Origin of the sequence: Advenella alkanexedens, from assembly GCF_019132845.1 — a bacterium.
GTDB lineage: Bacteria > Pseudomonadota > Gammaproteobacteria > Burkholderiales > Burkholderiaceae_B > Advenella > Advenella alkanexedens.
Genome location: NZ_JAHSPR010000003.1, coordinates 240,550 through 263,145 on the forward strand (window position 1 = coordinate 240,550; position 22,596 = coordinate 263,145).

General features: G+C 50.2%; 17 protein-coding genes and 1 pseudogene. 6 read left to right on the plus strand and 12 right to left on the minus strand.

Annotated elements, in window-relative coordinates:
- Window positions 1–5 precede the first annotated feature (5 nt).
- The 5 genes from rpmH to KU392_RS05610 all read left to right on the plus strand — a co-directional run bounded on the left by rpmH (window position 6) and on the right by KU392_RS05610 (window position 4,355).
- Entirely contained in the window at window positions 6–140 is a 135-nt protein-coding gene (gene rpmH / locus KU392_RS05590; RefSeq protein WP_006578231.1) for a 50S ribosomal protein L34, read from the plus strand.
- A gap of 96 nt (window positions 141–236) precedes the next feature.
- Window positions 237–608, plus strand: a complete 372-nt coding sequence (gene rnpA, locus KU392_RS05595) for a ribonuclease P protein component (protein ID WP_169292896.1) — start codon at window positions 237–239, stop codon at window positions 606–608.
- Window positions 605–871: a membrane protein insertion efficiency factor YidD gene (yidD, locus tag KU392_RS05600; protein ID WP_169292895.1), complete on the plus strand. Its 267-nt coding sequence runs from the start codon at window positions 605–607 to the stop codon at window positions 869–871. Before rnpA ends, yidD begins: the two co-directional genes overlap by 4 nt.
- Window positions 872–942: 71 nt before the next feature.
- Window positions 943–2,610 carry a membrane protein insertase YidC gene (gene yidC / locus KU392_RS05605; protein ID WP_217734811.1) on the plus strand — a complete coding sequence of 556 codons (1,668 nt, stop codon included), beginning with the start codon at window positions 943–945 and terminating at the stop codon, window positions 2,608–2,610.
- Between the two features lie 209 nt (window positions 2,611–2,819).
- Window positions 2,820–4,355 carry a class I SAM-dependent methyltransferase gene (locus tag KU392_RS05610; protein ID WP_217734812.1) on the plus strand — a complete coding sequence of 512 codons (1,536 nt, stop codon included), beginning with the start codon at window positions 2,820–2,822 and terminating at the stop codon, window positions 4,353–4,355.
- 60 nt (window positions 4,356–4,415) lie between these two features.
- Here KU392_RS05610 and KU392_RS05615 read toward each other — a convergent pair whose 3' ends face one another.
- From KU392_RS05615 to KU392_RS05630, 4 genes are all read right to left on the minus strand, one after another.
- Entirely contained in the window at window positions 4,416–6,530 is a 2,115-nt protein-coding gene (locus KU392_RS05615) for an acetate--CoA ligase family protein (RefSeq protein ID WP_343212404.1), read from the minus strand.
- A 226-nt stretch (window positions 6,531–6,756) separates the two neighbouring features.
- Complete coding sequence (locus KU392_RS05620) at window positions 6,757–7,938, minus strand: cytochrome P450 (RefSeq protein ID WP_217734813.1); 1,182 nt, start codon at window positions 7,936–7,938, stop codon at window positions 6,757–6,759.
- 172 nt (window positions 7,939–8,110) lie between these two features.
- On the minus strand, window positions 8,111–10,477 hold the full coding sequence (locus KU392_RS05625) for a cytochrome P450/oxidoreductase (RefSeq protein ID WP_217734814.1): 2,367 nt from the start codon (window positions 10,475–10,477) through the stop codon (window positions 8,111–8,113).
- A 76-nt stretch (window positions 10,478–10,553) separates the two neighbouring features.
- Window positions 10,554–11,537: a Bug family tripartite tricarboxylate transporter substrate binding protein gene (locus tag KU392_RS05630; RefSeq protein WP_217734815.1), complete on the minus strand. Its 984-nt coding sequence runs from the start codon at window positions 11,535–11,537 to the stop codon at window positions 10,554–10,556.
- 153 nt (window positions 11,538–11,690) lie between these two features.
- On the opposite strand from KU392_RS05630, the gene KU392_RS05635 reads away from it, so the two are divergent.
- A complete protein-coding gene (locus KU392_RS05635) occupies window positions 11,691–12,500 on the plus strand; it encodes an IclR family transcriptional regulator (protein WP_217734816.1) in 810 nt (269 codons plus the stop codon).
- Between the two features lie 69 nt (window positions 12,501–12,569).
- Here the strand turns inward: KU392_RS05635 and KU392_RS05640 are convergent, their stop codons facing one another.
- From KU392_RS05640 to qatA, 8 genes and pseudogenes are all read right to left on the minus strand, one after another.
- Window positions 12,570–16,049, minus strand: coding sequence for an autotransporter family protein (locus KU392_RS05640; RefSeq protein ID WP_217734817.1), 3,480 nt, complete (start codon window positions 16,047–16,049; stop codon window positions 12,570–12,572).
- Between the two features lie 365 nt (window positions 16,050–16,414).
- On the minus strand, window positions 16,415–16,924 hold the full coding sequence (gene rhuM, locus KU392_RS05645; RefSeq protein WP_246587348.1) for a RhuM family protein: 510 nt from the start codon (window positions 16,922–16,924) through the stop codon (window positions 16,415–16,417).
- Window positions 16,827–17,024, minus strand: a pseudogene (rhuM, locus tag KU392_RS14290) (RhuM family protein); the annotation flags it as partial. The pseudogene rhuM (KU392_RS14290) and the gene rhuM (KU392_RS05645), both read right to left, overlap by 98 nt.
- Window positions 17,003–17,158 carry a RhuM family protein gene (gene rhuM, locus KU392_RS14295; RefSeq protein WP_229793889.1) on the minus strand — a complete coding sequence of 52 codons (156 nt, stop codon included), beginning with the start codon at window positions 17,156–17,158 and terminating at the stop codon, window positions 17,003–17,005. The gene rhuM (KU392_RS14295) and the pseudogene rhuM (KU392_RS14290), both read right to left, overlap by 22 nt.
- Window positions 17,159–17,617: 459 nt before the next feature.
- Complete coding sequence (gene qatD, locus KU392_RS05655; protein WP_343212405.1) at window positions 17,618–18,361, minus strand: Qat anti-phage system TatD family nuclease QatD; 744 nt, start codon at window positions 18,359–18,361, stop codon at window positions 17,618–17,620.
- Window positions 18,362–18,378: 17 nt separating this feature from the next.
- Window positions 18,379–19,746 carry a Qat anti-phage system QueC-like protein QatC gene (gene qatC / locus KU392_RS05660; RefSeq protein ID WP_217734819.1) on the minus strand — a complete coding sequence of 456 codons (1,368 nt, stop codon included), beginning with the start codon at window positions 19,744–19,746 and terminating at the stop codon, window positions 18,379–18,381.
- Window positions 19,743–20,693, minus strand: a complete 951-nt coding sequence (gene qatB, locus KU392_RS14425; RefSeq protein ID WP_343212406.1) for a Qat anti-phage system associated protein QatB — start codon at window positions 20,691–20,693, stop codon at window positions 19,743–19,745. Before qatB ends, qatC begins: the two co-directional genes overlap by 4 nt.
- Window positions 20,615–22,558 carry a Qat anti-phage system ATPase QatA gene (gene qatA, locus KU392_RS05670; RefSeq protein WP_217734821.1) on the minus strand — a complete coding sequence of 648 codons (1,944 nt, stop codon included), beginning with the start codon at window positions 22,556–22,558 and terminating at the stop codon, window positions 20,615–20,617. Before qatA ends, qatB begins: the two co-directional genes overlap by 79 nt.
- Between the last annotated feature and the right edge of the window lie 38 nt (window positions 22,559–22,596).

Here is a 22,596-nt window from a genome sequence, read left to right on the forward strand (position 1 = left end):
TTTCCATGAAACGTACATACCAACCATCAGTCACACGCCGTAAACGCACACACGGCTTTCGCGTTCGCATGAAAACACGTGGCGGCCGCGCAGTTATTAACGCACGTCGTGCAAAAGGCCGCAAGCGTTTAGCTGTTTAATCCCAGCTGATTACAATTTAATAATCAGGTTGAACAGAAAGTGTGTTTACTCGTTAAACACATGGTTGTATTTTCTGATCGTCCCGGTTCCTAAGCATGCCAAGCGCCACCTATCCCAAAGCGGCGCGACTGCACCGCCCCTTAGAGTTCACCAATGCCCTGAAAGGCAAACGTGTATCTCGAGGGGCTTTGTTTACGCTTAGCAAAGCCAAACCCGTCTCTCCCCTTCCCGAACCAATCGCCCGATTGGGGCTTGTTATCGCCAAACGGTTTGCCGCCAAAGCCACTACCCGCAATGCCATTAAAAGGGTTGCCCGTGAATCTTTCAGGCACTGCCGCCATGAGTTACCTGCCTGCGATTACGTTATTCGCCTGCATGGCAAGGTTACTCCCTGTACCCTTACCGAACTCAAGATAACCATACGGAAAGAAATCGACACTCATTTTGCAAAGGCCAAATCGGCATGATCAAGAAAATACTCATAGCACCTATCCGGTTCTACCGATATTTTTTAAGTCCCTGGATCGGACGTTCCTGCCGTTTCACGCCCACCTGCTCCGAATACATGATTGAAGCCATTGAAACCCACGGTGCCGCCAAAGGGCTGTATCTGGGTACGCACCGGATCTGTCGCTGTAACCCATGGTGCCGGGGTGGGCATGATCCTGTTCCTCCTGTTTCTGGCCGCTCCTCGCCTGAGAAGAGTCTTTTTCCCAAAGATTTGTTTTAAATTCAGGTGTTATACCCCTAGCTGGGTTAAACTGACGAGCTTTACTAACCGCTTAATAATGATCAGGTTAAATGGATATTAGACGCACCATCCTCTGGATGATTTTTGTATTTTCGGTCTTCGCCATCTGGAATAATTGGCAAACCTATAATGGTCAGCCATCCCTGTTTGGCCAGGCTCCCCAATCCGAAACCACTTCCAATCCGGCCTCAGGTACCCCTGGCGTTCCCAATGCGGCCACGCCTGCCGGTACTGCAAGCACTCCATCAACCGCAGCCCCTGCCGTTGCCTCGGAAAAAATCACCATCACCACCGATGTTTTCAAATTGAATTTTGATTCAATTGGTGCACAGATTGTGTATGCGGAATTGTTGAAGTATCCTTCCACAGAAAACCGTGACCAGCCAATCGTATTGCTGGATAACTCTCCAACCGCAGAATATATTGTACAAAGCGGTCTGGTTGCACCACAGGGAATTAACAAGCGTTACCCCGACCAGAATACCCCCTTCAGAATGGTTTCCACTGAAACCACCATGACCGGTGATACCCTGCCCGTGGTGTTTGAGTCCGAGTCCGACGGCATCAAGGTTACCCGTACCTATACGTTCCATCGCAATTCCTACCGGATCGACGTCAAGGACGAAGTCACCAACACTGCCACCGAGTCTCAGTCACCTTCTCTGTACCTGCAAATTGCCCGTGACAGCCAGGATCCGGCCGGCAGCTCCAGCTTCTACCCCACCTTTACGGGTATGGCCGTGTATTCCGATGAAGAACGCTTCCAGAAAGTGTCCTTTTCTGAAATCGACAAGAAAAATGCCGATTACGTCAAATCGGCAGATGATGGCTGGATCAGTGTCATTCAACACTTCTTTGTGACTGCCTGGGTACCCGAGGAAGGCAAAGAGCGTTATATCGACATGCGCAAGGTTTCCAATTCCCTGTATGCCATCAGTGCGGTAGAGCCATTGGGTAACATTGCACCCAACAGTACGGTTGCCACCCAATCCACCCTGTGGATAGGCCCGCAAGACCAGAAGGCCCTGGCGGCCATTTCTCCTTCCCTGGATCTGGTGGTTGATTATGGCTGGCTAACCATTCTTGCCAAGCCCATGTTCACCTTCATGACCTGGTTGCATTCACTGGTGGGCAACTGGGGCTGGACGATCGTTTTGCTGACCGTCATTATCAAATTGATCCTTTACCCATTGTCGGCCTCCAGCTACCGCTCCATGGCCAAAATGAAAAATGTGGCCCCGCGCATGCAGGCCCTGAAGGAAAAATACGGAGATGATCGCCAGAAGCTGAACACAGCCATGATGGAAATGTACCGTACCGAGAAAATCAACCCCTTGGGCGGCTGCTTCCCGATCCTGATCCAAATCCCGGTCTTCCTGACCCTGTATCGTGTTTTGCTGTCCAGTGTGGAAATGCGTGATGCCGGCTGGATCGGCTGGATTACCGACCTGTCGGCACGTGACCCGTATTTCATCCTGCCAGCCATCATGATGGCCACCATGTTCCTGCAGATCAAGCTGAACCCAACACCGCCTGATCCAATGCAAGCCAGAATCATGATGCTCATGCCGCTGGTATTTGGTGCCATGATGTTCATGTTCCCGGCCGGTCTGGTGCTTTACTGGGTTGTGAACAACATCCTGTCGATTGCCCAGCAATGGTACATTACCCGCAACATGAACAAAGCGGCCAATGACGCCATTCTGACGCACAAGTAATCCCAGTGCAGTCATTTTCCGGTTTGTCTTTCGCTGACAAACCGGAATGAAAACAGGAAACCGCATCTTCGGATGCGGTTTTTTTATGACTTGTTCCAAGTGGCTATCCATCCTAAGAATAGTTGTCATTTTAATGCTTTCAGCCAAATGAAAAGTATGTAAAAATGAAATCTCTATTATCAATAATTACATTCGAGAGGCTCTTTTTTATGTCTGACTGGACTGCTGGTTATGTTGCCGACATTGGCTATACCTATGGCTATTACAGCGAACTCAACCCACTGCGTGTACGTTTGGCTTTTTTAAATGCAGGCCTGGTGCCACCACAAGTGGGAACCGCGTGCGAGCTTGGTTTTGGCCAAGGCATGAGCACAAATATGCATGCCTCGGCCAGTGTCGTTCAGTGGGCAGGTACCGACTTCAACCCGGCACAAGCCAGTTTTGCCCAGGAACTGGCAGGCATCGCCCAGTCAAAGGCACAGCTTTTTGATGAGTCATTTACCCGGTTTTGCAACCGATCCGACTTGCCAGAGTTTGATTACATTGGTCTTCATGGAATCTGGAGCTGGATTAGTGATGAAAACCGTAATGTCATCGTTGATTTTGTGCGCCGTAAGCTGAAAGTGGGCGGCGTACTTTACATTAGCTACAACACGCAACCTGGCTGGGCCGCCATGGTACCCATGCGGGATCTGCTCACCGAGCACGCCGAGGTATTGGGTTCCGACGGTGCGGGTATCATCAGCCGTATTGATAGTGCCCTGACTTTTGCCGAACAATTACTGGCAGCCAACCCTTCTTATGCTCGCGCCAATCCGCAAATCGCCGAACGCATAAAAAGAATCAAAGAACAGGATCGTCATTATGTGGCCCACGAGTATTTCAACCGTGACTGGGAACCCATGGCTTTTGCCAAAATGGCGCAATGGCTGGAACCGGCAAAACTGCAATGGGCCTGTTCAGCCAACTACCTGGATGCGATTGATGCGGTCAACCTGACTACCGAACAACAACAACTGCTGGCCAGCATCCCCGACCCCATGTTTCGCCAAACCACACGTGATTTTTGTGTCAATCAACAATTCCGCAAAGACTATTGGGTCAAGGGGGCACGCCGTCTCAGCCCACTGGAACAAATTGAGGCATTGCGTTCGCAACAGATTATCCTGGTATTGCCAAGAAATGAGGTCAGTCTCAAGATTAACAGTAACCTGGGTGAGGCCACACTGCAAGAAGCCATCTATAACCCCATCCTGGATCAGCTGGCAAACCACCAACCCCAATCACTGGGTCAGCTGGAGCAAGCTCTTAAGTCAAGCAGTATCACCTTCGCCCAGATCATACAAGCCGTGATGGTTCTTGCCAGTAACAATACCCTGATGGCTGTCCAGGATGAAGCGACCATAAACATTGCTCATGAAAGGACCAAGCGCCTGAATAACTATTTAATGACCAAGGCGCGTGGCAGCAACGACTTGAATTATCTGGCCAGTCCGGTCACAGGCGGTGGCATTGGCGTATCCCGCTTTCAACAACTGTTCTTGCTGGCCCTGCAAAACAATCATAAACAGCCACACGAACAGGCCCGGTTTGTTTGGGATTTATTAGCGATGCAAGGCCAACGTCTGATTAAAGATGGAAAAACACTGGAAACGGTCGATGCCAACATCGCCGAATTGAAGATCCAGGCCAGTGAATTCATGACAAAGCGTCTTGCCATTCTGAAAGCGCTGAAGATCGCCTGATAGTTGCATATTACGAGCTTACCTGGTTCCCACGCTCCTGCGTGGGAACCAGTACTTTTATTAAACCTCTATGAGTGCATCGGCAACGTAGCAGCCCTTTTCACCAGGAACCGCCAGAATCGGATTGACTTCCACCGATTTGATCTGGTCCTGTGCCTGGGCGGCAAAAACAGACAGGCGTGACAGCTGCCCGGCAAGCCCGTCAATATCAACCGCCGGCTTGCCACGCACGCCTTGCAAAATGGCCGCACTGCGGATACTGAGAATCAGGTTCCGGGCTGTTTCAGGGCTGAATGGACAGCGATGCAAAACCACATCTTTTAATACTTCCACATGAATGCCACCCAGACCGAACATGGCCACGGGACCAAATACCGGATCGTTTTTGACACCCATAATGCATTCAACGGCATTGTTTACCTGCTTGGCAACCAGGACACCGGTAATATTGGCGGAAGGCGCTTTTTCAGCGGCTCTTTGCAAGAGCAAGGCATAACTTTCATGCACCTCGGCAATACTGGACACATTAAGAATAACGCCACCTATTTCAGATTTATGCTTGATATCGGGTGACAGGATTTTCATGACAACGGGAAAGCCGAATTTATCCGCCAGGTGTGCCGCTTCTGCCGCATCATGGGCAATTCCTTCCGGAATGACCTGCAAACCCGCCTCTTCCAGGATAAGCTTGGCCTGGGCTTCGTCAGGTGTGCTGGCAAGCGCGGCAACGGTTTTCTTTTCAAAGGGAATGAGGGCATCTGGCCTGGCAAAGGCCGTACCCAAAACGCCCATATGATGAATGGCCTTGGTGGCACGGATTGGGTCTTCAAACACCGCAAACCCATCCGCTTCATAACGGGCAATCGTATCTTTCTCGGCAATAATAGACAGGACAAACAAATGATCGGGATGTTTATCAACCGCCTTTTTAAGTTCCGGACGCAGTTTGGCCTCGATGGAAGCGGTTCCCGCTGCATGGGCAAAAAAAGCCAGAATGGAGGAATACTGTTGGGTATCCAGCATGGTTGAAAGGAACTGGTCAGCCAGTTCAGGCTGATTAATGACCTGGGCGGTGCAATCCACCGGATTCTTGACGGCGGCAAAGGACAAGGCTTCTTTAAGTGATGCCTGGGCGCTTTCTTCCAGTTCAGGCATGGGCAAATTAAGATCTTCGGCGGCATCACTGATCAGGATGCCAGCGCCACCGCTAACTGTGATCACGCCCATTGCATTGTTTTCCGGATAAATCTTTTTTGTGGCCATATAGGCAATATCCAGAAACTCATCGGGACTGTATGCCCTAACGGCCGCATATTCTTCAAGAACAGCATTGAAGACAGCGTCATCACCGGCAATCGAGGCGGTATGGGATTGTGCCGCCATTTGACCAATTTCACTGCGACCGGCTTTCATGACCACCACCGGCTTGCGATGCTGCTTGGCCAACCGTAATGCTTCAATGAATTTATCCGCATTCGACAAGCCTTCCAGGTACACACCAATGACCTGAATCTGGGGATCAAGCACCATATCAATCATCGCATCGGCCACATTGATATCGGCTTCATTGCCGGTGGTGACACAAAGCGGAATACCGATGCCGCGGTTTCGGGCAGAGCAGAAAATATGCAGCGCGAAAGCTCCCGACTGGCTGGCGATTGCAATGGAGCCGGGTAAAGGCCAGTACAGTTCAAAGGCGGAGGAAAAAGTTGAGAACAGGCCCTGACGGTCATCATAAAAACCCAGGGTATTGGGTCCCAACACGCGAATACCGTGTTTTTTTGCTGTGGCAATCAGCTCTTCCTGCATGAGCCTGCCTTCTTCACCCACTTCGGAAAAACCGGCAGACAAAATCACGGCCAGACGTGTACCACGTTTACCCAGGTCCTCTACCGCCTTGATGACCATACGGCTTGATACGGCAATAATGGCAATTTCGGGGGTTTCAGGCAGGCTGTCCACATCAGGATAGGCTTTCAGGCCCTGTACGGTTTCCTGTTTGGGATTGACGGGATAAATCCGGCCAGCATAATTACGCTGCAGCATATAAGAAATGGGACGACCGCCAATGCGCAAAGGATCATTGGAAGCACCAATGATGGCAATTGAATCGGCTTCCCACATTTTTTTATTGTTTTGTACCTGCAAGTTTGTTGTGACTTCGGCTTTACCCACTTGGATCTCCATTAATATTATTTATTCAATACATGCCCGGAAATAGTTCCAGCTGCTTGACTTAATGTAGTCCAAAGCCCTGATTTTTAGAATATTTATAAATTTAAGGGCGTATTCATCAAAATTGAATCCAGGGCAATATTTTTCTTGTGGATTAAGAAAAATATTGCTCCTGTTTTCCTGGGCCATTTTTAACAGGCCATGATATCGCGTAGCCTGAAGTCGATTAACTACAGGCACCGCAACAGGTTTCCATTACCAGCTTGATGGGCAGGGAATCAAAACCACCAGCCGGATATATGGCATGCACCGGTTCTGTATTTTCTCCCAAGGCAAAGCGGCTGGTGCCTTTTAACAGTTCTTGCATAATCAGGCGCAATTCCAGCCTGGCCAACGGAGCACCCGGACAGGCATGAATACCGGCCCCATACAGCAGGTTTTGTGATGGCTCACGGTCGTTACGAAACTCATCGGGCTTGCCAAATACCGCTTCATCGCGATTGGCGGATGCCCACAGCAGGGTTAGACGCTCACCCGCTTCAATGTGATGGCCTGCAACCGTTACCGCTTGGGTGGTTACACGACGGCTGGCAATCAAAGGGGGGTGAATACGCAGGATTTCATCAATGGCAGCAGGAAGTAATTTGGGCTTGTAACGCAGTTGATGCTGCAACTTCAGGTTTTTGGCAAGGTAATTAACCAGTATTCCCAGACAGGCGGCAATACTGCCCAATTCACCTACGGTCCAGTTACGCAAAATGCTTACAATAGCTTCATCGCTGATGGGCTGGCCATTAACCGTTTCACGCATTAACGCCGTTGTTAAGTCATCAGGGGCATGAATGCCTGCCTTGCGGCGTTCTTCAAGCAAAGTGCGGATATAACCATCAAATTCAACAGCAATTTCTGACAAAGCCTGGCGATCCTGGGCCAGGGTGGCCTGATGATTTTTACGAACCCATTGATTCAGAGGTTCATGCAATGATTCCGGCCAGCCTAAAAAGGCGCATTGCGCCCGCACTGCATAAATTTGTGCAAATCCCGAAATAAATTCAAATTCCTGGTTTTGATGCGATTGCCGCACCAGCTCAGCAGCAATTTCCTGACATACCGGTTCAAAAGCTGCCATACGTGATTCATTGAAAAACGGCTCAATAAGTGCCCTGTAAATAGTATGTTCAGGCTGATCCAGTCCATTAGGCACCGAGACATGCCGGGAAACGGCATTGCTGAATGTTTGGGGATCATTCAAGACGTTCATCACATCTTCATGTTTGAAAAGTGTCCAGTGCAAGCGTTCATCGTGCACAACAGGGCAACGTTGCCGAATCTGGTCATAGGCGGTGATGGGATCTTTTGAAACTGATGCTTGCTGAACAGCATTTGAAAGTGTGGGCGTGTCATTCATTGAGAGATATCCTTGCATATATGCTGAGCATTCTTGCATAAACCGCTTTGAATTCCCTTGATGTGCATCAATAGTAGACTAAATCAGTCGGGTATATGCCTGCATTACACTGTTTGTCTTGGGCAAAAAATAGTGTAATGCAGGCAATGAAAAGCTTGTTGTTAAACTAGCCTCAAAGTTCAAGAACCAGTTTTTCTCCTTTTGCTGAACGTGAACAGCAAGCCATCATTTTTCTGCTTTCTTCCTTCTCGGAACGGGTCAATACAACATCCCGATGGTCAATGTCTCCCTGTAAAACACGAACCTCACAAGAACCGCATAAACCCTCGCCACAATCGCTCTGCACGTCTATGTTGGCACCTTGCAAAGCCTGCAGGAGCGTCTGATCGGCAGCCACCGTCAAGCTAATACCCGAGTCTTTCAATTCAACCTCAAAAGCCTGTTCTTTGGAAGGATCCAGTTCACCCAGCACAGAATGGAAGTGTTCAACATGCAAGGCGTCTTCAGGCCAGTTTTCACAACATTGTGCCAGGCCTTCCAACATTCTTTCAGGACCACAGGCATAGATTTGCGTTTTTGCATCCGGTGTAGCCAGCAACCTGGCAAAATCATTACGATTTCCTTCATCTTTGGCATAAACATGCAAGCGGTTACCGTGCAGGGCCTCAAGCTCATTCAGAAAAGACATGGATGACCTTGAGCGGCCACTGTAATGGATTTCATAATCGATGCCGCGCTGCTTGGCCTCCCGGGCCATCGCACTGATGGGAGTAATACCAATGCCACCGGCAATAAATATGATTTTTTCAGCACTGGAATCCATGCGAAAATGATTGCGCGGACCACGAATACGGACACGATCACCCGGTTTTATATTTTCATGCAGCCATGCCGAACCGCCACGGCTTTCCGGATCTTTCAGGATGGCGATTTCCAGGCAACTGGTATCTGCCGGATCACTACATAATGAATATTGCCTGGAAATACCGGTATCGCCACATTCAATATCAATATGTGCTCCGGGCGTCCAGCGTGGTAACGGTTTTCCATCCGGTGAAATTAATTTCAATTTTAAAATATCTTCGGCTACCCACTGTACTTCCTGTACAACTACCGGACGGCTGATCGCACTGGCGGAAGGCTCACCCAAACGCAAGGGGGCCTGCAAATCCAGTATCCCGGGATTTTTTCTTTCCGGGTTTTGGGCCGGATCCCACTCCACCCATAAATGCTCGGGACCGCGGAATGATGTATTTGGCAGATAATGAAAAGTTTGTTCCGCCAGTTTCATATGTGGCAAACGACGTGTGAACTCTTCAAGGAAAATCTGCAACTCCATGCGAGCCAGGTTTTTACCCATGCATTGATGTGATCCATAACCAAAGGTTAACTGTTCACTGGCATTCTCACGTCTGATATCAAAATGACCCGCATCTTCAAACTTGCGTTCATCATGATTGGCCGATGAAGAAACCATCAATAATTTTGAGCCGGCAGGGATATCCACATCACCTATTCTGGTATCACAGGTAACCAATCGACGCCAGGCGGCAATAGAACCGTTATAACGCAAGCACTCTTCCACCGCATTGGGAATGAGCGATGGATCTTCACAAATTTCCTGCCAGGCATCGGGGTGCTCCAGCAATACTTTCAAGGCATTGGCCGTACCATTGGCCGTGGTTTCATGCGCAGCCACAATACCGGCCATCATCATGGAATGCAGGTAAGAATCGGTTATGACATCAGGATGGTCTTTCTGCAAACGAATGCCATAACGCATCCAGCCCGGTCCATCAGGATCCTGACGCATTTTTTCAAGAATTTTCCCCGCCAGTTGCCAAAAATTACCCACTGCATGTGCCACTTTCAATTGTTCCTCAGGACTTGGCCGTCCCCACGTATTGACCGTGTGCGCAATGGAATATTTGCGCAGCATATCCATATCCTCTTCCGGAACGCCCAGAAAATGCAGGGCAACGGTTAATGGCACTTCCCAAAGCATCTGGTTAACCAGATCGGCCCTGCCATCATTGATGAAACGGTCTACGTATTCCCGGGCCAGTTTCCTGACTAGCGGCTCATGGTGTTTTAATGCTTCAGGCGTGAATGGCTCAATCAGCAGGCGTCTGCGCGCCATATGCGCAGGCTCGTCCTCGTTAACCAGCGTACGGCCCATGCCATAATCGTAAGAAGCCAAAATGGCATTGGCCTCATCGCTGTTTGGCGTGATTTTTTCCAGGGCAATAGAGGGGCTGAAAGTTTTATTGTCACGGAAAACGGCTTTCACATCTTCATAACGGGTCACAATCCAGTAACCCAGTTTGGGGCTATAGAAAACGGGTTCTTCTTCGCGTGCCCAACGTACGTATTCAGGTGGATTTTGCAGATAATCATTACTGAATGGGTCAAATTCCGCTGCCCGGCCACTAACCGGACATCCATTTGCCGATGCGGGCTTGCCATTACTTTGTGCATGACCGAATGCACCGTGGTCAATCGGACAGCGGGAAATACCGGTAGTAGCTAATTGATTCATTTCATTTGCCTCTTTAATTATTTCAATATTGAATAATTGGTATAAATTTTAAATTTATACCAATTATGAACGCAGATTAATCCAGTGTGATTTTCAGATCACTGATCAACTTATGCCAACGTTCCCGTTCATTGTTCAACAGTTCTTCATATTCTTCCGGTGTATTGCCCACAGGCTCAATCCCGAAATCAATCATCTTTTTATTCACAACGGGCTCGTTGATAACTTCAACCACTTTTTTATTTAAGCTTGCAATAGTATCTTTTGGTGTTCCTGCTGTTGCCACCATACCCACCAAGGCTGCCGCTTCTACTTCCTTGTATCCCGCTTCTGCAAAAGTGGGAACTTCTGGCAATTGTGAAAGCCGTGATCCATTTGCCACGGCCAGTGCCTTGACCTTGCCACTTTTGATAAAGCCGGCACCTGCGGCCAAATCCACCATCATTGCCTGTACCTGACCGCCGGCCACATCTGACAGGGAAGGCGCGGCACCCCGATAAGGAACATGCACAATATCAATATCCGCTTCTTCTTTGAGCAGTTCCATGGCCAAATGATGCGGACTGCCAGCACCGGCTGAGCCGTAATTCAATTTACCGGGATTTTCCCTGGTTTTCTGAACGAATTCCTCAACCGAGTTAATGCCGGAATTTGGAGAAACGATCAGGATCATGGGAAACTTGCCCATTAGGGTAACGGGCTCCAGATCTTTGACCGGGTCATAGCTTAAGTTTTTATAAAGTGCAGAATTAAAAACCATCGTGCCGTTATCCGCTGACAGAACGGTATAGCCATCGGGCGTTGAGCGAGCGGTTTCCACGGCTGCAATAGACGTATTGCCCCCCGGCTTGTTATCAACCAATACGGTTTGACCTGTTTTTTCAGCTAAAGGCTGGGCAATGGTACGTGCCAAAAAATCCGAACCACCACCGGCCGGATAAGGCACCAGCCAGCGAACCTGCTTCTCGGGGTAATTGGATGCACTGGCATTGGCTGCCGTTAATCCCAATGTCGTGACAGATAAAAGTCCGGCCAGACAGGCCTTTTTTAAGAAATTCATGAAAAGTCTCCTTAGTGTTCAATATCCTTCCTGCGTAAATCATATACGCATTGCGTAATTTTTGTATTCGGGATAACCTGTATCAAGGACTTTTTTTGTAAAATGCCTTATAGCCTATAGGCCTCGATCATCAATAATGACCAGAATCTGACCATGAAAACAACCGAAAAACCACACATCCCTGACCGCAGGCAGCGGGTACAGGCGGCAGAAACGGGATTTGCCGTCTTGAAAGGATTAGCCAGAATAGGTGGCAGTGCCAGCCTAACTGCACTGTCCACCTATCTGAATGAGAACCCGGCCAAGGTGCACCGTTACCTGGCCAGTCTGATCGAAGAGGAACTGGTGATTCAGGATCCCGAAACCCAGCAATATCGTCTTGGCCTTGAAGCCATGTTCATCGGTCTTTCGGCCATGCGCCAGTCAGACCCTATTCGCCTGGCCGAACCGGCCCTGATCCGTCTGCGGGAAGAACTTGAAGTCACCAGTTTTATTGCCGTGATGGGCAATAAAGGGCCGGTTATTGTGCGCTTTGAAGAACCCAGTCTGCCAGTTACCGTGAACGTGCGAGTGGGTTCTGTCCTGCCTTTATTAACCTCGGCAACCGGACGGGTGTTTCTGGGCCTGCAAAATGACAGGCTGGTTCGGCAACTGGCACAGGAAGAGATAAGTAAAACGACCACTTCATTAAATACTGAAAAAATCAATGACCCCGAAATATTTATCAATCAACTGCGTGAAGAAGTACAAAAACGCAACTGTGCGATTGTGAAAGACACCAATTTAAGGGGTATCAGTGCAGTCGCAGCCCCAGTTTATAATTATGCCGGCCAGTTATGCGCCGTTATCACGGCCCTGGGCGCTACGGGCGGGTTTGATGCCAGCGTGAACGGAATAATATGCCGTCAGGTGCAGGAAGAAGCACGGCAGCTGAGTACTTCATTGGGCTATATTAAAGATTGATGCAATCATATGCATGCGTTCATAAACCAAGTGCTCATGGACGCATGCATTATTGCTTGGCAGTTAACCTTAAAATTCCCAGACTGCACGGGCAGTAATTTTATGCACCGTCGTCCGTTTACTTAACTCGGCATCATAACCTACCATTACAGACATCCCTTCACGTACCAAAGCGCGGTAAGCAAGCCCTAACTCAAAACTGTTACGGGAAAGGTCATCACCCGACAGGTTAAACGTGTTTCCACCCGATACAAAACGGGCACTCACATCAGGCAAATCACGGAACTCATGCAGGTAACGGGCACGGAAGCGCAAACTACCTTGATCCTCAAACTGATGATTTAGTTCTGCACCCAATACCGATTGAACAGAAGTCGTCGTCAATTTGTCGATATGCTGTGCAATTGCGCTGTTACCCTCTTCCGTATAACTATCTGTCCTGAGTCGGTTAGCACGAACGCCTGCCAGCCAGCGTCCATTCCAACTAGGCGCAATTTGAAAGGGAAGCCCAAACTCTACACGTCCACTAACATTCCAGCCAGAATAATCACCCTTCACAGTGCTGTCGAATCCGTTAAACCGTACTCGCCGCTCGCTTTTATAATCGTTATAACCCACCGCCAAGGCAGCATCAAAGGTCCAGGCGTCAGTATTGTAACTATAGTAAGTACCCAGATTATAGTTATCCAGTTTAACTTCATCGCCAGTGGCACTTGAGATTCCTTTGGCCTTGGCTTTATTGGCAGACAGTGAAACACCCAAGATTGCATTAGCGGATTGATCAAATTCAAGACCTGCTGCCAAACCACCACTATTTAATTTAAATCCATCTTGCCGGTCATGCTCTTTTTGCTTTCCCCAAGCGCCTAAACCCATGGCCCACAAGCGATAACTGTCATTACCTCCTGTTGTCAAACCACGAGGTGCCGTTGACAAGTCATTACCTCTAACCGCATCCATACGATCAAAAAATGAGGACATGACTGAATTTGTGGCTAATTGAGTTACTTTAGCGGCAGCCCCATTGGTTTGAGGCGCAAGTTGACGCAAGGCGTCCGATAACTGATCTGTTGTGTTTAAATCAGAAACAGCCTGTAGCAGTGGCTCGGCTGTCTGGCTTCCTTGTAGAGCCAATTGATCTAAAGCTGAAAGCGTTGTATTCTGGTTGCCAGACAGAGCATTAGTTACCGCGATTGGCCGGATCGCATTCAACACCAAATCATTGCCTGAACGGTTCAGGCTATATGACATTAATGAAGAAGGATTCCAGATGGCCAGATTTTCCGGATTCGCATCCAAACCCAGGCTGGAAACAATACGGTAACTGGCACCGTTTGCAATGTAGCCCCGTGAGACAGGTTGAATAGTTGCACCATCTGCCAGCGTTGCGATACCCAGGACATTGATCCGGTCTGAACGGTCTTTACCCGCTACACCCACTTCTAGCACCCCATTGGCAGTTTGTGTATAGTTACCACCAACATTAATAATGCGATCAGCTTGCTCACCAGATGTCTTAAGCGTTCCGTTCACGCTTAAGTTACCCTCTACATCCAGATTTCCACCAAACGTGGTGTTACCGCCGGTAATGTGGATATTCTGGATATTCTGCAGATCGCCACGGGCAAAAAACTGTGTACCCGCAGTTTCAAGGGTATTGTTACCTGTACCTCCGTCAATGGTACCATTGACTTTACCCCCAAACAGCCGCAGAAGGTCATCACCTGCACCCAAATCAATGGCTTTACCATTGTGACCGGTAATGAACCCATAGTTAATTAAAATATCGTTTCCGCCACCCATTTGTACGGCAGCAGCAGGGGTTGTGCTGCCTAATTCGTCCACACGCATTGCATCAGGACCGCCTTCGATGACACCAGTTGCATAATTAACCAACAAGTCGGCGTAATCACCCACCAAACCAATCGCTGTTTTACGCTCGCCAATAATGCTGCCTTCGTTATAGATACGGGCCGTTGCACCTGTTGTAGAGCCTGTATCACGCGCGGTTGCAGGATTATTACTTATGGTGCCGTTCGCGCCGTCATCAAGCAAGATACCCGTTGATTGACCATAAATTTCCGCTCCTGCCTTATTGATAATGACACCGCCACCGGCAGCGATACCATCCGCACCATTTGGACGGCCACCCGAGTCATACCCACCTGCACCCGTACCACGAATGCTACCGGCGTTATAAATATAGGCAACACCGTCAATATCCACGCCGTCACCATCACCATTGCTATTCGTATTTGTAGTGATGGTTTGCCCGTTAATCGTCACGGTTGGACTGTTAACCTCATGCGAATAAACATTCCCTTCACCGGCATAGTTGCCGCTAATGTCTCCATGGTTAATAACAACGCCGTAACCATCCAAACCGATACCTGAACCATTCTTACCGGTAATCGTACTGCCCGCGTAGTTGATCATGACGGGATTGGCGATGGTAACGTCTGAGGTGCTCACTCCATCAAGGTGTTTATCAAAAACCACACCGTTTGGACCCGTTGCTGTTATTGAAAGCAAAGGAGCTGTCATCAATTGCTCATGGTTGCCCGACAAACTGGCGTTGGCCAAATCCGTCAAATGGGATGAAACGGCAACCGGTGCTCCTCCGTCAATCCCATGGCGAGGACCGGTTATGTTTCCATAATTGAGAATCGCTACATTGCTGCGCTCATCCTGAATCGCTACACCATCAGATGCGCTGAAATCAACCGTGGAAATGCCATGTAAATACTGATCGGAATCGCCCGCACTGCTGGTATTGACCATACCGGTAGAGAAAATGCTACCGTAATTCGTTAGCGTCACGTTCGTACCCAGGCGAATGGCATCATTGGAATCGGCACGGATTACTGCCAATCTATTCGTTTCAGAACCGTTAATAACGGTATTACCTGTAGTATCATAATTTTTATCGGCAATCACCGCACGACTGGTCGTATCGCTGGTGCCACCGCCTGCATTTCTTTGCCAAATCGTACCTTGGTTGTTCAACGTGAAACTACCGGCTTTCCGGTCAAATCGAATAACCGCTGAATCCCCTCCTCCTTGGGTGTCAATCAAGCCGCTTACGGCATTATTAATAATGACATGGGGGGCTTTGTCCTCAACATCAATACCAAAACCTGAAGTACCCGTTTGGGTAATGTGGCCGCTATTATTCAAGATATAGGAGCCGTTAACATCAAGCTTAATCGTTGACCCACCCACGGCACCAATAAGCCCCCTGTTTTCCAATATGAAAACAGGGGTGGCCGATTTAGTATCAATGGCATTACCCGTCCCTGTCTGGCTGATAATACCGTCATTAACAAGGGTTGATACTCCATTACCGACTTCTACCGCATCATTGGATCCTGACGTAGTCAATGTGCCACCTGCCTCGACAGTACCAAGGTCAAGATTGGATAAAGTTTGTTTGTTTGTCTCTGTTGCCCCGCTGGCCACTGTAAAACTGGCTGCGTAAGAACTTGAAATAAATGAGACCTGCAAGGCTGCCACTAATGTTAGCAACTTGAAATTATTATTGAAATTCAAAACAATAGCCTTTGTGTGAAATTAGAATTAGCAACACTCTAAAAGGCTAAAATGAAAGCTTTGTGACAAAATCTGACGTATTGAAAAATTCAGTATGAATGAACTGGACTTATTTCATTTGTACAACGAAATTTGAATGAGTTGTTAAACATCGACGAATACATCGCGCATCACAACACCCACCCAAACCGTTCATTGGAAACAAGGTGCTGATAGGATGTAAGGCGTCGGCGGTCGGTGGCCCTGATAAAGTTCAGCTCAATACCAGCCAGCGATTGAGTGACCAACACGCCGGACAGCAGATCAGTCATGAACTCGGGCATGAAAGGCTGAAAGTGACGTCGATCTATCTGGGAACCTGAGGCTTATCCGTCATCTCTGGTGTTTGGCTCACTGGCCGCCAGTTTTTTCACTGCTTTGTCGAAATCGCTTTCAAACAGGCGATCCTGCACAATTCTGTACTTCTCAAATTCACTTTCCGCATGCGTCTGAGCAAGTTTTGCAGAAATCTTGCCGCTGTTCTGTAGCACTTCCCGTTCATCAAATTCGAGGAAGGCGTCCAGCCGCTTGGACCAGTCTTCCATGCTCATGGGAATCTTGCGGCGAGCACGATCCTCGGCCAACTCCAGATAGGCGTTGACGATACGACCCAATGAATCCAACTCGTCCTTGGTCAAGTAGTTCTTGGCCACGGCCACGTCGGTTTTCAGGATCTTGCCTTCGGGCGCGCTCGCCCAGGAAGTTGCCGTTTTCCATGCGCTGACGATCCAGCACGTAGCCCTTGATGGCGAATTCACGCAGGACGCCAGTTGCCCACTGGCGGAACTGCGTTGCGCGTAGGGAGTTGACCCGGTAGCCGACGGAAATGATGGCATCGAGGTTGTAGAACTGGGTCTGGTAGTTCTTGCCATCACTGGCAGTTATCCGGAATTTCCGGATAACTGTTTCCGCAGTCAGTTCCTGGCTGGCAAAGATGGCCGTGCCGAACTGACACGATAACCTACTGAAATAATGGCATCGAGATTATAGTGTTTGAGTTTTCTTCGAACCTGACGAGCACCTTCCTGACGAACTACCGAGAAATCCTCAGCAGTTGAAGACTCATTCAATTCTTGCTCTTTATAAATATTTTTCAAATGTAAACTTATATTGTCAGATGAAGTCTCAAACAACTCCGCCATCTGTGCCTGACTTAACCACACCGTGTCCTGCTGCAAAGCAACATGTAACTGTGCCTGTCCATCAGCGCTTAATAAAAATCTGTACCTGTTGTTTATCCATTATCCAATCCTGCGTTTACTTGTTCCAGACACTTTTCACCATGTCCGGTACGACTGTAAATGTCCATCTGTTCTTTGTGCTTATTCGCAAAATGGTTTACTAACGATTCGCAGTCTCACTTCCCGATGCAAAAGGATTGATTGAGTTGTATCTTATTGATTATAAAAATTATTTTTGGGTGTGCTAGGCTTATTTGGACCTATTCTTGGACCCAACGCCGATGCGTCTCTCTTACTGGACATGCATGGCGGTAACGTCGATTTACCTGGGATTTTGAGAACAGCGTTTCAGCTGACAAGGTTCCGCAGGTTGTCGCGAACGATCTTAGCAACATGTGCTGCAGGTAGCCGATGCAGCCGGCCAAGTTCCTCCACGACCCACGCTACATCGGACGGCTTGGATGGCCTGTCCCCTGTTCGAGTGAATGGCCCGTCTGTCTCTGTCAGTAGCCTATCCAACGGAATCGCCTGAACCATGGTCAGATGCCGCTCACTGGCCAGCATAGCTGCGTTGATGGAAAAGTAGCATCCTAACTCCATGGCTCGCCTAGCTTCGCTTTTTGTACCTGTGAACCAGTGCATGACTACTTTACCCCTGCTACGAGGCAGGAACGCTTCGACATGCTCCAGAACGGCTCTTACAGCTCTCACGCTGTGAACCGTAATGATCTTGTCGCCTGCTCCCGCACAGCGTCGGAGGACATGCTGAAAAACGCGCTGTTGGGCCTCCATTGACTTGTAATAACGCGGCCCTGCATCCAGGCCAACCTCGCCCACATAGCGGGTTTCGGATAGGTAGTCATCCCACAGCGCGATTTCTGCCTCACGCTCTGCCACCAGTTGCGGATGCAGCCCTAGTGCCGCGCGCACATGTTTCGTGCGTTGTGCCAACTCATGATTGCGAGGCCATGCCCTTGGGGTTGTAGTTACCGCAAGTGTGAAAACGCCTGCCTCGTCGGCCTCACGGACAGCCGTTTCGTGGTCTGGATAAAGATCCAGATGGCAATGGAAGTCCACCAATCCTGCCGTCACGCTCACATCTCTCCACATCAACTCGGTTTGGTTTGCACGCCTGCGACTAACTTTCCGACCTCCGCAAGCCCACGTTTATAGACATCGGCGAGCTGATCGAGATGTGCAGTCTCATCGGCGAGAGAACCAGGTTTATGGATCAACAGGGCTGCAAGCTGGGGCTGCTTCTTGAGTCGCTCAATTGCATATTGGAACGACCTGATCTGAACGCCTTCCGCTTTGCGAGTATCCAGAATCTGTGCGTGCAGATCGGAAACCGTATACCGAGTGTCGTCGTTCCCTGCTCCCCATGCGGCTTCCAACGCTGCACGCCGGATGAGACAGGGTAGGCAGTAGCCGCAATGCTCAATACCCAAGCCTTGCCAGCGACCTTTGGTGGGTGATGAACAAGATAACGAGTCCCCGGCCAATTGCTTCAGCAAGCCGGGATTAAGACAGCCGGACGCCATCTCTCCTTTCGTCTTGTCCCAGAACGGATTCCACACTTTTCCGTCTATGCCAAGCGCGCTCAGCAAGTCATTCCAACGTGCCATGTAGTAGGGATGAGTTGTCCGTGTGCTGTTGGATCCGAGGCGCAACGGATCCAACGGTACATTTAAGGCAATCAATCCATTTTCTGGTACGCGTAGGGTAAAGCTTCGTCCCAACCCGGTTCCGGCAAAGACCCCGATTGCGAAGAAGAGAAAGGATCTTCCCCGCGTGCTGTCTTCTGGGCCGACGCCTTTTATCAAATCCTGCTTAAAGGTCATCCCCACACGCAGCCGTTCAAACGACGACTGCTTATAGTGTGCTTTCAAGCCAGAGAACAGTTTGTTCTGGGCATCACTGGCTGCACCATCTCCTGAATGGCTGATCAGCAAAGGAGTCTTCCCGCTATGCAGGAGATCTATTGCGCCAATAAGACTATCCAAACCACCTGAGAATAGGCTGAGGGTGTCGAAGGGATGGGCAATCAGGCTGGGAGCTGCTGGCTCGACGACTGATTCAAACCGAGAAGGGCGAGCCCTGAAGCCTAGTTCCCAACGATCTCCCGTTAAGAAATTCAGCAGGCTTTCCAGTATGGGGGCCGCGGCCATCCATCGAGGCGCATCGCTGACAGGCACGACCAGGCGGATCTCTCGTGTCCAAGAGTCTTGAGACTGTTCGGCACGAGAAATACGGGTATCTGCGGCATGTACATGGGCTGCCAACACCAGCAAATCCACACCGATTTCGGATGGCGTAATGCCAAGATTTTTCAGACTGATCAACGCGCCAGCAATACCATGATCCAGCGATTTCTCTCCAGCCACGAGCTGCAGATAGGTGCGCTGTTCATCCCTGCCTGCTGGAATATCCAATTGGTCATCTGGGCCGAAGCGGCCAGCCAACAGTTGTCGCTTCATTGGTCGGCCTCCACTTCTCCCAGAGACTGGAGAATGGCAAATGCGGACTCGTAAACGCTGTCTACGAATGACTGAATACGATCATGAGAAAGATTTGGCGAGTTCTCCCGCGCCCGCGCCAAAGCATCGCTCACGCCTCCACGTATGAAGTCCCTCAATTGCTTTTCAACTCGATGTGCAGCCTGTGCATCCGATGGCATCGTGACCACCTTCGTGCCAATGTCATTGCAAATACGCGCCTCGATCGCATGGGTGGCGTACAACTCAAAAACCGTATCCATCTGCTCCGGCGTGAAGGCCGTCAGATTGGCCAATCCTTCGTTCGCCAGATCGATGATTGTTTCGATATACGCTTCGCGCGCAATGCCTTCATCGACGGTACCCGCTCCCGGACAGATGTGATCAGCCAGCGCAATGAACACTTCCGAGACGGGTCGTCCCGCCATGGAGTCGAGATTGAACTCACGCAGCGCTTCACGCATCCCTCGCGCATTCGCATCGGTAAGGAATCCAAGCAGTCTTGCGCCGGCACTGCGTGATGCGCCCATCCGTTGTGCTGCTTGGCGAGCGCCGCCAGAGGATGTGGAGACATACCGCGAGATGGCTCGGCCAAGATTGGTTCGATCACTACCGCCAGATCCTGCGAATCTCGTAAGGTTATTGCGTGCGCCTGAAAAGCGCTGCGGATCCGCGACCTTTGGTATTGGGGGCTTTTCCGGGGGCGAGGGTGGGTTGGCTGCATCTGGTGGTGGCGTTCCGTCTGGGGCTCCATCGGGATTCGCTGGCGGTGATGCTGGTGGGTCCCCCAACCACGAGGGAACCAATGGCGTGTCTCCACCCGGGCCACCATATGCTGTTGAGGTCCCCATTATCGGACTCCCTTCGGTGGTTTCAGTGCGTTCTCTGCTGCGGCCTTCAAGAAAGGATTCTTCGTCACCTTGCTCCATTCACCCAATAGCTTGAGCAAACGAGCACTGCACTCTGTATCCTTGACGACTCCTTGCCAGCCCCCGACTACCCAGGCTCCGCATTTTTCCCGAGGCAGTGCTTCCAGAAAATCCAGCAAAGGCCCTTGCAGGCTCGGTTGAGCCTTCACGAGCACGATAAGCCCGTCGATACCGTCCGGCTTGGTATCAAAAGCGCCAGTGCTCATGATTCGACTACGCACGGCCTCAAATACCTTGTCAGCTTCAGGCTGAGCCAATTGCTTCAACTCTGTCTCATAGCCTTGTACGGTCATCTTGCCGCCGAACAGCTTATCCACCACACCCGCCAAATGTCCCAAGACAGAGACCGGCCCGAAGTAGTCCTTCTTATCCTTGGTGACGAATAGGTAGGGTCTCAAATCGACACCCGCGAGCGCAGGTGTCAGCCGAGCCCAGTCGCACACCACATCCGATGCCTTCCATTCTGTGAGCATGGCGGTTTCTGATGCCGGCGATGATTCTTTCGCCTGTTTCTTGCCTTCCTCATCATCAGGCGAATCGCTGGGCAAAGCGGTATTCAGGTTCTCTTCCAGGAGCCGAAGATCTTCGCACTGCCCTTGCGGATGAACTGCGGCCACATAGGCAATCTGCTCGAACAGCTTCGGGAGGAAGCGTTCTGCGAGCATGAGCTTTGCGAGCGTCGGCAGTTGGATGTCCTCACCGAAGCCTCGAGCTGTTGCTGTGCGCTCGCGTAGCAACAGGGTATTGAGGAAGCGTTTGATCTGCCTTGGGTTTCCTTTCGTTCCACTGGCAAGAATAGGACCAATCTGGTCGCTCAATACGAGTGCGTTATTGGCTTTTTCAGCCTGTTGACCCAGTGCGGCTTTGAAGGTCGCCGCGTCCAAGCCACCACTCATCCAAGGGCGTTTGAGTTTCTCGCGTGCGGCTTGGATGAGCCTTGCATATCCTGCATCCGTCTCGTCGAATTCGACCCCTGCCAGCAGCAAGGTCACGTAAATTCGCGTTTCGGCTTCACCTAGCGCCGGAATGCGGAACGGCACCTGGATAAGCTTTTCCAAGTAGTTGCGTGCATAGTCTCTCGGGCCGGTACTATCTGGCAGATCGGGGAAATGCTTGCGCACCGCATACTCGATCATGGCCTCGTCAGCCGCCACCACAAAAGCAGTACGCGCGGTGAAGACGAACAACCGAATCGCCTCAAGTGTCTCGATGGCAGTATCCGGCAAGCAGCGATCAAGGTCGTCGATCAATACGATAAGCTGCTTGACGCCAGCCTCTTCGAGCAGTTTGTCGAAGGCCTTGCGAAATGCCTCTACCTCCTCGGGGACATTCGTTGCTTCGCTCGGCTTCAATATCCCTTTCAATTCCTCCACTGCTGCCGAGAGATTCTCTTTCGTGGCGAGCTTGGCAGGGTCAGCCAATACGGCTTCAAGAGAACCGACAATGGACCGCACCTGGTCAGGTGTTGGAATCCCAGTGAAAGCGGTGACAGCCAAACCACCGGCTCGTTTGGCGACCTTCAACCAATCGATGCGGCGAAACACGTTCTTTACCGCACCTGCGGCCTTCGTCAGCGCAGGGCGCTTCTCGATCAGCGCGGTCACGATTCCTTCGATCAGGGCGATCTTGGCATCCTCGAAGCCCTGGAATCGCCAACCGTTGAATTTGAGGCATAGCACATCATCCTTGCCGTCCAGCCCGGACTCGATCATTTCGAGCACACTGGATTTGCCTGCGCCCCAATCACCATGAACGCCAATCGTGACTGGGTGGTCAGGTCTGGCGCGAAGCAACTCAATGATCGTCGAGGCAATAGCCTCGTTATTGAGCAGATCGACTTTGGTTTCGTTGTCCGTCAGAATCATCGCGTCCCTCCCTTACCAATTTATTGAGTATTTGTAGG